At 41.2% G+C, this 12207-nt stretch carries 9 protein-coding genes; 3 read left to right on the forward strand and 6 right to left on the reverse strand.

Going from position 1 to position 12207, the window contains the following annotated elements; translation table 11 throughout:
- Nucleotides 1-133 precede the first annotated feature (133 nt).
- From L8106_RS26095 to L8106_RS33975, 4 genes are all read right to left on the reverse strand, one after another.
- Complete coding sequence (locus L8106_RS26095) at nt 134-1744, reverse strand: 2-isopropylmalate synthase (protein ID WP_009787534.1); 1611 nt, start codon at nt 1742-1744, stop codon at nt 134-136.
- A 101-nt stretch (nt 1745-1845) separates the two neighbouring features.
- Nucleotides 1846-2367 (reverse strand): NYN domain-containing protein, encoded by a 522-nt coding sequence (locus tag L8106_RS26100; RefSeq protein WP_039897317.1) that lies wholly within the window; start codon nt 2365-2367, stop codon nt 1846-1848.
- A 640-nt stretch (nt 2368-3007) separates the two neighbouring features.
- Nucleotides 3008-3655 carry a response regulator transcription factor gene (locus tag L8106_RS26105; RefSeq protein WP_009787536.1) on the reverse strand — a complete coding sequence of 216 codons (648 nt, stop codon included), beginning with the start codon at nt 3653-3655 and terminating at the stop codon, nt 3008-3010.
- 264 nt (nt 3656-3919) lie between these two features.
- Nucleotides 3920-4480, reverse strand: coding sequence for a ferredoxin (locus L8106_RS33975; RefSeq protein ID WP_009787537.1), 561 nt, complete (start codon nt 4478-4480; stop codon nt 3920-3922).
- Nucleotides 4481-4828: 348 nt separating this feature from the next.
- Between L8106_RS33975 and groES the strand changes: the two genes are divergently transcribed.
- Both groES and groL read left to right on the forward strand, forming a co-directional pair.
- A complete protein-coding gene (groES, locus tag L8106_RS26115) occupies nt 4829-5140 on the forward strand; it encodes a co-chaperone GroES (RefSeq protein ID WP_009787538.1) in 312 nt (103 codons plus the stop codon).
- A gap of 94 nt (nt 5141-5234) precedes the next feature.
- Entirely contained in the window at nt 5235-6866 is a 1632-nt protein-coding gene (groL, locus tag L8106_RS26120; RefSeq protein WP_009787539.1) for a chaperonin GroEL, read from the forward strand.
- 240 nt (nt 6867-7106) lie between these two features.
- Here groL and L8106_RS26125 read toward each other — a convergent pair whose 3' ends face one another.
- The gene (locus tag L8106_RS26125; protein ID WP_009787540.1) at nt 7107-8585 is read right to left on the reverse strand and encodes an FG-GAP-like repeat-containing protein; all 1479 of its coding nucleotides are present in this window, start codon (nt 8583-8585) and stop codon (nt 7107-7109) included.
- 111 nt (nt 8586-8696) lie between these two features.
- The gene (locus L8106_RS26130; RefSeq protein WP_009787541.1) at nt 8697-9788 is read right to left on the reverse strand and encodes a glycosyltransferase family 2 protein; all 1092 of its coding nucleotides are present in this window, start codon (nt 9786-9788) and stop codon (nt 8697-8699) included.
- Nucleotides 9789-10657: 869 nt separating this feature from the next.
- Here L8106_RS26130 and L8106_RS26135 point away from each other — a divergent pair.
- Complete coding sequence (locus L8106_RS26135) at nt 10658-12061, forward strand: flippase (RefSeq protein ID WP_009787542.1); 1404 nt, start codon at nt 10658-10660, stop codon at nt 12059-12061.
- The last annotated feature ends 146 nt before the right edge of the window (nt 12062-12207 follow it).

The raw sequence follows: 12207 nt of genomic DNA on the forward strand, positions 1-12207 counted from the left end.
GCCTGTATTAGTGGTGGTGTCTATGAACTCGGACGACGAGACTCTCAACAACGAGGCTAAATAGCCAATCGGGAATCGGGAATCAGCAAAAGGCAAGATCTCCCTGCTTCCTCTGCTCCCTCCCCCGATTCAACTATGCCATGACGGTTTTCAAGTCACCTGTCGCATTTGACGGTTGTAGAGCCGCATAGAGGCGGTTCAGCGCATTAACATAAGCTTGTGCAGACGCAACGATAATATCTGTATTCGCGGCATGGCCGGAAAAAACCCGACCTTCGGCCCGTAACCGAATTGTCACTTCTCCAATGGCATCAATTCCGGCCGTTACCGACTGTACAGAGAACTCAATTAACTCATTGGGAATATTGACAACCCGGTTAATGGCTTTATAAACCGCATCAACAGGCCCGGTCCCAATCGCGGCATCCATCAATTCTTCACCTGTTGGCGTTCTTAAAATCACCGTCGCCGTCGGACGAGCGTGATCACCACAGGACACCTGAACCAATTCTAAACGGAACAATTCGGGGGCTTGGTGAATTTCGTTATTGGCAATTGATTCTAAATCCCAGTCGGTAATTTCTTTCTTCTTATCGGCTAAGTCTTTAAACTTGATAAATGCTTTATTAATGTCCGAGTCCGACAGTTCAAAACCCAATTCTTGCAAACGATTTTGGAAAGCGTGACGGCCGGAATGTTTACCCAATACAATCAGATTATTATTCAACCCAATTGACTGAGCATCCATAATCTCATAGGTGAGCTTATTTTTCAGAACCCCATCTTGGTGAATTCCCGACTCATGAGCAAAGGCATTAGCCCCCACAATTGCCTTATTCGGTTGCACCAACATTCCCGTTAAGTTAGAAACTAGACGAGAGGTTTTGTAGATTTCCTGAGTATTAATCTGAGTCAGGGGTGCTTCTGAATCGGCCGAACGACCCAAGAACGGATTATAATATTGTCGCCGCACATGAAGCCCCATCACCAATTCTTCGAGAGCCGCATTTCCCGCCCGTTCACCAATGCCGTTAATGGTACATTCGAGTTGACGAGCGCCATTTTTTACGGCTTCGAGGAAGTTTGCCACCGCTAAACCCAAATCATTATGTCCATGAACAGAGATAATTGCTTGATCGATATTGGGAACGTTTTCTTTAATTCCACGAATTAAAGCCCCAAATTCGGTGGGTGTCGTATAACCAACGGTATCGGGAATATTAACGGTTGTTGCACCTGCGGCGATCGCCAATTCGAGAACTTGATAGAGAAATTCAGGATCAGAACGTCCAGCGTCTTCGGGAGAAAATTCCACATCTTCGACAAAAGACTTGGCATAAGCCACCATCTCAGGAACGATGTCTAAGACTTCTTCTCGGGTCTTCCGCAGCTTATACTGCAAGTGAATGTCGGAAGTCGCCAAAAAGGTATGAATGCGCTGATGAACGGCAGGTTCTATGGCTCGGGCTGCCGTTTCGATATCAGAACGCACCGCCCGGGCTAAACTACAAATCACCGGGCCATTTTCAGTCCCGACAGTTTCGGCAATGCGACGAACCGCCTCAAAATCCCCAAGACTGGCAAAGGCGAAACCCGCTTCGATCACATCGACCCCTAAACGCGCCAATTGTCGAGCAATAATCAGCTTTTCGTCTACATTGAGGGTGGCACCCGGACATTGTTCGCCATCTCGCAAGGTGGTATCAAAGATGATAATACGGTCAGGACTCGGTTGAGTTTTCATCGGTCAGGAACCTCCAGTTGTTAGTGAACAATTAAACCCCAACTCAGAAAAACTTCAGATTTTGATGTTGTTTTTCCGTTTGGTTATTGATTTTCTCTTGATTAATAGTCTACTTTTTCTATTTGATCTCGAATATCATTTAAGTCAATGTATCGATCGGTTGCGTTTCGCAGTTCACGAGCAATCATGCCTTCGGTGGAGACGACGGTAATATGAGTATTTTTTGAGCGTAAGAGTTCGATCGCCCGTTCAAAGTCACCATCACCACTAAATAAAACCACTCGATCATACTGATCTACAGTATTAAACATATCAACTACAATTTCAATGTCTAAGTTGGCTTTTTGGGAGTATCGACCCGAGCTATCATCGTAGTATTCTTTTAAAATTTTTGTGCGTACCGTATAACCTAAACTAATCAAAGCATCTCGAAAGCCTCTTTGATCTTGGGGATCTTTGAGGCCTGTATACCAAAAAGCATTGACTAGAATCACATCGGATTGTTCATGTTTGAAATAGGTCAATACTCGCCGAGGATCAAAAAACCAACCATTTTTTTGTTGTGCGTAGAACATATTGTTACCGTCTACAAATATAGAGAGACGGTTTTTCGAGTTAAGCATAGAAACTATAGACCTAGATATTTGTAGAAAAGAATTTAAGCTAATTATCTTATTTTAACATCTGGACTGTCACCAAGCATTGAGGTCAAGATTGTTTATCACTCTGCCTTGATCCCGGATGAGTTTGAGTCCAGTCTTTAGGTGTATCAATCCTCCTAAATTTAAGATTTTGGTGAGTTTACTGACGGAAAACCTAGCAGTGAGTGGTGGTCTTTGTTCACTCAATAAGCAATCCAGTAAGATTGATCAAAATACATTTGATCAAGAGTTGTGACTTTAGAGACTTGAAAAAATCTCCTCAATTTGTTGTTCCACTTCTGGATATCGGTTGTATGAATAGACACAACCACCTCAGTTATTTTAGCCGAGGCGTCAATAGAGATGTTTAAGTCTCGTCGTCATCACCGAAGTCGCTGACTCATATTTACCTAACTCAATAGAAGGGCTAACTCCCAGATGAGGGAGTACCCCAACGATACAAGCTACTTTTTTTCCTATCAACCCCATAATGGATTCATCCTTATCGGAGAGCCATTAGTAGAGTTGACTTTCTTTATAAAATAATGAGTACAATATGACTTTCCTCTAGTATACAGCTTCGGGAAACAGGTTGATCTCATTAGGACTCGATGCGCGATCGCTAAAACTTTTTACTTTCTAGCGCCCAACGTGCTAACTCCGTGCGATTGTGAAGTCCGGTTTTGTTCAACATATTGCTGACATGACTTTCAATAGTACGTTGACTCACCTTCATGGCTTTAGCAACTTCCCGGTTTGCCAATCCTTGAGCAACCAGTTGTACCACTCTCACTTCTGTCGGTGTTAACTCGACTCCCGGACGAGCTTGAATACTGGGTTGTCCATCAGCCTGACGGCTATTAATTTTGATTAAGCGCGAAGCTTGTCTGAGAGAAGATTCAACTTGAGCGACTAATTCTTCGGGTTCAAAGGGTTTAACAATATAAACATCTGCTCCTGTATTAAGACCTTTGACTTTATCTTGACTTAGACCCTTTGCTGATAAAAACAACACCGGAATCCAGCCTGTACGCGGATCTTCACGAATAACCTTCACCAGAGAATAGCCATCCATTTCTGGCATCATAATATCGCAGATAATCAAATCAGGAAGCTGTAACTCTAGCAATTCCAGTGCTTTGAGTCCATTTTCCGCTGTGCTGACTTCATATCCCCGAAACTCTAAATAGTCCCTCACCAGGAGGACGAGGTTCGGGTCATCGTCCACAAGCATGAGTTGTTTTTGTTCTCCAGTTTTGATGTCCGTCATCTTGAAATTTTCCCTTGGGAAATCCCGCGACATTTGCAATTGCCATCATCAGTTGAACAGTGGAGCGGGCTTAACCTCTGTTTAACTGTTGGCTTCACAACCGATCAGGTTCTGAGCTGTTGAGTTCATTCTTGCCATGACAAGAGGGAAAAACAATGATGGGCAATCTCTGTAAATTCCGAAATAACGTTACAATTTTTGTTAGAATATATACCTGTCTGTACAGAGTTTATACTGATCATATCGGAAAATTTGACGACCCGCCTATTCCAATGCACTCGAATTTGCATCGTCATCTTGATTACAGCCTTGTAAAGATTGAATAATCGACGGATCTGGTAAGGGATGAGTCAGAAATACATGGTCTTCAACCACCTGAGAACCGATTAAATGTTCTTGGATAATGCGTTCAATCACATCAGGAGTCGTAGCGCGATACCAAACGCCATCCGGGTAAACCACTAAAATCGGCCCTTCACAACACACACGTAAACAGTTAGCCTTAGTGCGAAAGATACAACTCGGACGTTCAGGTGTGGGTTGGTCGAGTTTTAATTCTTTTAAACGTTTTTTGAGGTAGTTCCAGGCTTCTAGGCTGGCGGGTTTTGAGCAACACTTGGGTTGGGTTTGGTCAGCACACAGGAAGACATGACGGCTAATCTGCTGGAGTCCTAAAGTTTCTACCGCAGAGGCGATCGCCGTCGAGGGAACAGTGGGCTGAACATCAGCAGAACTTGGAGTGGGAGTTGACGGGGAAAGGGTTTGAGTCTTAGCGTTAGAAGAATCTATTGATGAAGATTTCGAGGAAGTAGAGGGGTCTGTCATAGTCAGTGGACTTCAGGTGAGGGATAGGTCTAACACTCTGACACTAGAGCAGTGTAGAGGTCGTCGGATAATGGTCAGATTTCCATAGTGAGCAACGCCGATCAAGGCGGTTAAATCTTTGTTTATGTTAGCAAAACCTTTCAGCCCCCCCACAAAAGTTCGGGAACCCGTACTGACTCCTATGTTGCAATTGGATTTGTCAATTCGCTAAATTAGCACTCAGGAGTGGAGAGTGCTAACTCTCTATTTTCCCGAGAAAGGACATGAATTAATCTTGCCATTGCAGGGTTATATATTCACACCATTCTTACAATTAGAACTTTAAATTTTATCAAAGGAGGTTAGTGTATGGCTGCTGTAGCCTTAAATGTATCTACTGTTAAACCCTTGGGCGAGCGGGTATTCGTCAAAGTCAGCGAATCTGAAGAAAAGACCGCAGGAGGAATTTTACTTCCCGAAACGGCAAAAGAAAAGCCCCAAATCGGAGAAATTGTTGCCACTGGCCCCGGAAAACGCAACGATGATGGTTCTCGTGCTGAAATGGAAGTCAAAGTCGGAGACAAAGTTCTCTACTCTAAGTACGCCGGAACTGACATCAAGCTAGGCGGTGATGAATATGTACTTTTAGCAGAAAAAGACATCTTAGCAATTGTCAGCTAGTTCTCTAGTCTTGATTCAGACAGACTTGCTTATAAGTTTCTTAACAGCTTTGTAATCCAACTCCACAAATTCAGCTAACAAACGAAACACCACTATGGCTAAACGTATAATTTACAACGAAAATGCTCGTCGCGCCCTCGAACGCGGCATGGACATCCTGGCTGAAGCCGTTGCAGTCACCCTCGGGCCAAAAGGTCGGAATGTCGTTCTTGAAAAGAAATTTGGTGCGCCCCAAATCGTTAATGATGGAGTCACCATTGCCAAAGAAATTGAACTAGAAGATAACGTCGAGAATACTGGCGTTTCCTTAATTCGTCAAGCCGCCTCTAAAACCAACGACGCAGCAGGCGACGGGACCACAACAGCAACCGTTCTCGCCCATGCAATCGTCAAAGAAGGCTTACGCAACGTTGCCGCAGGCGCTAACCCCATCGAACTAAAACGGGGTATTGATAAAGCAACTGCTTTCCTCGTAGACAAGATCGCCGAACACGCTCGTCCGGTTGAAGATTCTAAGTCTATTGCTCAAGTCGGAACCATCTCTGCTGGAAACGACGAAGAAGTCGGTCAAATGATTGCTTCAGCAATGGATAAGGTGGGTAAAGAAGGAGTCATCTCTCTTGAAGAAGGGAAGTCCATGACCACCGAACTAGAAATCACCGAAGGGATGCGCTTTGATAAAGGCTACATCTCTCCCTACTTCGCGACCGATACTGAGCGGATGGAAGCCGTTCTTGATGAACCTTTTATCTTGCTAACAGACAAGAAAATTGCTCTGGTTCAAGACTTGGTTCCTGTTCTCGAACAAGTTGCGCGTTCCGGTCGCCCTCTGCTGATTTTAGCGGAGGATATCGAGAAAGAAGCTTTAGCAACTTTAGTCGTTAACCGTTTACGGGGTGTACTGAACGTTGCCGCAGTTAAGGCTCCTGGATTTGGCGATCGCCGTAAAGCCATGCTCGAAGATATCGCTGTTCTCACGGGCGGTCAAGTGATCACCGAAGATGCAGGTCTAAAGCTCGACAGTACCAAGCTGGATATGCTCGGTAAAGCTCGCCGCATCACAATCACCAAAGACAATACAACCATCGTTGCAGAAGGTAATGAGTCTTCGGTGAAAGCCCGTTGTGAACAACTTCGTCGTCAAATGGAAGAAACTGAGTCTTCCTACGACAAAGAAAAACTGCAAGAACGTTTAGCCAAACTCAGTGGCGGTGTCGCAGTAATCAAAGTTGGTGCGGCGACTGAAACTGAAATGAAAGATCGTAAATTGCGTTTAGAAGATGCGATTAACGCGACTAAAGCCGCAGTTGAAGAAGGTATCGTTCCTGGTGGTGGAACTACTCTAGCTCACCTGTCTCCTCAAGTCGAACAATGGGCAAAGAGTGATTTGTCTGGTGAAGCTTTAACAGGAGCTTTAATTGTTTCTCGCGCGTTGTCTGCTCCCCTGAAGCGGATTGCTGAAAATGCGGGTGAGAACGGTGCTGTGATCGCAGAACGAGTCAAAGAGAAAGACTTCAATGTGGGTTACAACGCAGCAACAAACGAGTTTGTCGATATGTTTGATGCAGGTATTGTTGACCCAGCGAAAGTTACTCGTTCGGCTCTGCAAAACGCTGCTTCAATTGCGGGTATGGTCTTAACTACTGAATGTATTGTAGTTGACAAGGCTGATCCGAAGGATAATGCACCTGCGGGCGCTGGAATGGGCGGCGATTTCGATTACTAAAAACTCTAATTTCTCGCTTTAACTTTCAGATAACTGTTGCATTACTGTTGCAGTTGTCTAAAATTCAAGGGGTAGGTCAAAACCTACCCTTTTTTATTTTTGTTATTGGTAACATTTATTTTTCGACACTCTATATCAAATACAGAAGCATTGATGCGATCGTATCTTTCTCCCCACCACCCCATCCCCCCACCTCCCCATCAATCACGCATCACGCAAATATTTAAGTATTTCATATTATTATGGACTGTAATAATTCCAAGTCATTTTACTCCGACGATAATGATTTTGACTCCACAAAGAAGAACGGTTTGGATTAGGATTTGACTCTGGATTTTGATAAATATGCAGTGCTTGTTCATTCAAAATGATTAATTCTTCTCGCCAATCTCCCTGAACATCCGCCACATACAGTCGATCTGCATTTTCTTGAAACTGAACGAGAAATTCTCCACTAATTGGATCAAAAATAGCCACATCTCCGCTTTTATGACGTTCTTTAGCGGCAGCTAACTGTTTAGAATTTCCCGTCCAATCAATCGTAAAAATAACATCAACACCTTCTTTTGTCCAGCCTGGAGGAGCAATTTCATTGAGAGTATAGTTAGAAATAACTTCTCCTTTTGCGTCAAATACAAAGGGTTTTTGATTGGTATTAAAACGGCTACGACACCAAATTTCTAAGCCTGGACGGTTGGGATCAAAGTCTCCAATGGCTGCATTTTGAGGTTCCCAGTTTTTATAGTCAGTTTCCCAGATAATTTTCTCTGCATTATACAGAAAAACTCGATTACGTTTAAGTTGATTTTTACTATTTCCCGAGTCTTTTTTCTGTTCACCGCCTTCTTCTAAAACAACGACTTCTAAACCGGGAATATCGGGTCGAACATCTGCGACAAACAAGGAATCAATATGACCTTTCAGGGGAAGTTTTAATAATATCTCTCCTTGAGAAGAAATAATGGTTCCACCTAAAACTTCATCTAAGTTATCGCCATTCAAATCAGCAACTCTCACACCATTATGAGCGTTTGCAACAAAATTATCTCGCTCCCAAAGGGGCTGAGGATTATCAGTTTTCAGTAACTCATCCGTAGCATAGGCGGCGAGATAGCGTCCCATTCGATATCCTTTGGCGTTAGTGGCTTGAAGGAGTAAATCAGAATCACCTTTTCCTCGAAAATTGGCAATGACTAAATGTTCCCAACCTTGACTTCCATTGGGAGATTTGAGTTGAATTTCTCGAATTGTTTTTCCATTTTTTCCTTCTAAAATATGTAATTTATGATCTGAAGAAAGGAATAAAACTTCAGCTTGACCATCTTGATTGATATCTCCAGCTTGAATACCCGGAGCGTGTAAACCCGGTAAACCTTGGTTTTCAGATTTATTCGTCAGTTGTAAATTGACAGATTTGACCCAAAGTTTTTGTCCAGAATGATCGTAAACGGCGATCTTATTGGGATGAGTGACGAGAAAATCTTTGTGCTTGTCATTGTTGACATCTGCAACAATTAATCCTCCTTTACCCTCTTTCAACGGAGGTAAATCGAGTTTTATTTTTTGAGGATTTGAGTTAGAGTTAGAGAGGTTAACAGCTTGGCTATAGGAACGCTCTACACATCCCCAACTGAGACTAGCCAGTAACAGACATAAGCAAAAAGGAGATTTTAGAAAGGGTTTTTGATTGCGGATCAAGTTATTCAAAAATGAGTTCATCTTTAATCAGCCTAAGTTGAACTTTAAGGATGTTAGAGTTCTGATCCCATGATAGCGAATCTTTCTAAAAATCTCCTCATCAACGGACTGTCAGTCAATCCAATAAATTGATTAAATCAGAGGATAGACCAGTTTCCAGTATGTTTTTAAAACCTGATCTAGCTTAGATTTTAAGAAAGTCTGGGTTTTACTTTTCAGCAAATCATCTCTCATATACATCGGTTTTTCTTGGAGTAAATTTCGATCTGAAACTATTTTGAGAGATTGAGCAAACTTGCGTTTATTCAAAACTTTAGGCAAAGATACAATCACGGCTAACATCCCTTTTAAATAAGTGATTATATGACCTTTTAACAGCAAATATATCACCAAAGATATTTCATAAGCCAGTAAAGCAGGAGCTAATACAATTAATGTGCGTAACGAATAAATCGTCAGGATGAAATACCAACGATTTCTAACTTGATAAAAAAGTTTAGAAAGACCTCGTTCTTTGACTCGATGATAGCAAATTGCATTCGGAACAGTGTAGAGTTTATAACCCGATATTGTCAGTCTGAAGCTAAATTCTCCGTCTGTACGTCCAAAGAAATAGTCTTCATCAAATAAGCCTATTTTTTCTGCGGCTGGCTTAGAAACTAACAAACACGTTCCCGAAATTGCATGAACTTGTGTAATATCTTTTACACCTTGACCCAAGGGTTTATCGCTATTGAGTAAAACAGCTTCACCTGTATAATGAATGAAGACTCCCTCATGTTGAATGGTATTTCGTCGATCATGATAAACTAAACGTGGCGCCCAAATTGCGGCTTCAGGATAACGCTGATACGCTTCAACTAATTCACTTAAACAGTTTTTGGCAAGGATAGCATCATCATCAACCAGTAGGGTTAAATGATCATCGGGTGTATTGATAATTCCTTGATTTCTAGCTGGATTTGGGCCACAATTTGAGTCTAAACAAATGACTTTAACTTGTGAGTAATGATCTTCTACCCATTTTGCTGTGTTATCCGTAGAAGCATTATCGACAACAAGAATTTGAGTCGGTTTGTAGGTTTGAGTCAGTAATGAGTCTAAACAGTTTTTGATAACATTAATGCCATTGTAAGTGACGACTGCAACGGTGATTTTAGGTTTTTCTAAAGATAAAAGGGTTTGAGTTGCTTCATCTGATTGAACGATTTGTTTTAAAGACATTGTTCTTCTCCTAAATAATGTAAGTAGATTGCACACAACCCGGAATATCTCTAAACTCAAAATTTTTGACAAGTTTTTGACAACTTTATTAATTTTTAATTAAGCTTTAGAGAGATTTAGCGAGTTGATATTAAACACTTAAGATACAGAGACTAAGAGATAGAGACTAAGCCACATTTTGAGATAGGGTATGGAACTTGAAGTCCAAAAGTTTAGGCTTAAAACGACTTATTTACGATGCTTTTAACCGGATCATCGATACACTCTCAATCCTATAATACTAGCACCTATTGATTCTTTTGGCTTCATAGGCGACTAAAAAATTTATATTCAGCCTGATGAGTCGGTTCTGTTGAGAATGGATCGAAGCCAGGATAGGATTATCTCTTGGGGGTTGCGATCATGTCGGCTCTAAACTCGGGGTTGAGTGTCCAGAGGAATATAAATGATTAAATTTTGATCAAACTGCTATAGCGAGTATTAGAAACTCTGTTGCTCATTATTAGGTTAGTATCGTTATATAATAGGTTAACCTTTCAGTATATCGTTAAAATTAGGCTATTTAAAATTAAAATTAATCATTGAAGTGTAATTAAAATTGTTATAATTGAGCCAGAATTGAGTGATCATAATAATCAAAAAGACTCAAAAATCCGGTTAGATCATCTCTTTTTTACGAAAATGGACAGAAAAAATACTTTGACAATAGAAAATATCAACTTAAACTATAAGAAGGGAAGATAAACGGACAGTCTCTAATCGTTAAGAATGAAACTCAAATACGGAGGGAGTCCTCACGTTAATGTTTCTGCCATAAGTGACTGATATCCTGCTGCAACCTTTGATTTTGTGACTTTTTGTTTGTCTCTATGAAAAAATTACTGGCTCGCTTAGATTTGTCTTATCTCTATGCCCTATTAGGAGAGGCAACTCTCGCCCTTACATTTGTTTTCTATATTACAATTGCTCGGGTTCTAGGGCCAGAACAATACGGGATTTTTGCAGCTGCAATCGCTTTAGCGGCAATATTATCTCTGTTCATTCAGTTTGGACTACCCACCTTAATCAACCGAGAAGTTGCAGCTCATCCTGACGAAGCTCCTCAATCAACCGTTCTATTTTTGGTACTCCAGGGATTCACTTCTTTAGGGGTTTTGATTATTTTATTACCGCTTGCTCTAATATTAGGTTACACAGGTGAAACTCTAATCGTTTGTTACTTAGCAGTTTTTTCAGAAGTGTGTCGCGCCGCAATTATGACACTCCGAAGTACCATTAAAGGCTTAGGATGGTTTCGGACAGAAAGTGTTGCAGTTGCGATTGAACGATTAGCGGTTGTTGCCATTTCCATGGCAGTTTTATTTCAAACTAAGAACCTTATATTAGTTCTCGCTACGATTGTAATTGTGCGAGCAGTTAATACAATCGGGCTACTTTATTATCTGAGTTGTAAGGTTAAAATTTCGTCTCTCATTAGTAGGGAAAAACTAATCAATACTCTGAAAATTGCCTATCCTTTTGCCTTATCTGGGGTGTTATGGATTCTGTATTATCAGGTTGATGTGGTGATGCTCAAATCTCTATCTACTGGAGAAGAAACAGGCTTTTATAGTGCATCTTATCGAATTTTAGAAATGTTTTCGGCTCTACCTAGAGTCATTTTTTATGTCATTTTCACTCGTTTTGCTCGATATCAAACCAGTGAACCGGAGAAACTCCCCGAACAAATTTATAAAGCCACTCGTCTGTTACTTTTGGCTGTAATTCCTTCAATTGTAGTTGCGGGATTAATACAGACTCATTTGGTTAACATCCTCTACGGAGATGAATTTTCTCAATCCGTTAAATCCTTATCTGTTCTATTACCCAGTTTAGGAATTAAAATGTTTGGAAATGTAGCCGATCAGTTTCTCCAAGCAACTGGACGAGAGAAGAAGTTGCCTCGAATTCTGATGGCTGTTGCTTGCACTAATGTTGTGATTAATGCTCTCCTTATTCCCTATTTCGCTTCAATGGGTGCTGCAATTGCGACTTTGCTTAGTGAATGTATACTCGCGATTTTAAGCCTGAGAGTTCTAGCTCAAATTGGATACAGTCGCGCCAGTCAAAATATTGGTTTGATTACAATTGTGAGTTCAGTGGTAACAGCTGTTCCTTCTATGATGGTGTATGGATTAACTCCAGTAATTGGCATCGCGATAGTGATACCTTGCATCGTTATTTTACTATTTCGGATGCGTTACAAAAACTTTCTAGAACCCACTGTCTCATAACAACTCTGATGTGAGATTCCTGTTAAAAGCTCAGGAGTCTCTCCTTTTTGTTGTATTTTTAAATAAATCATATCCAATCTATAATTAATACTGGGTTATAGCTTTTAAAAACATTTTATAAAACTTGTCGTTACTGCCATAAATAA

The organism is Lyngbya sp. PCC 8106, from assembly GCF_000169095.1.
Lineage (GTDB): Bacteria > Cyanobacteriota > Cyanobacteriia > Cyanobacteriales > Microcoleaceae > Capilliphycus.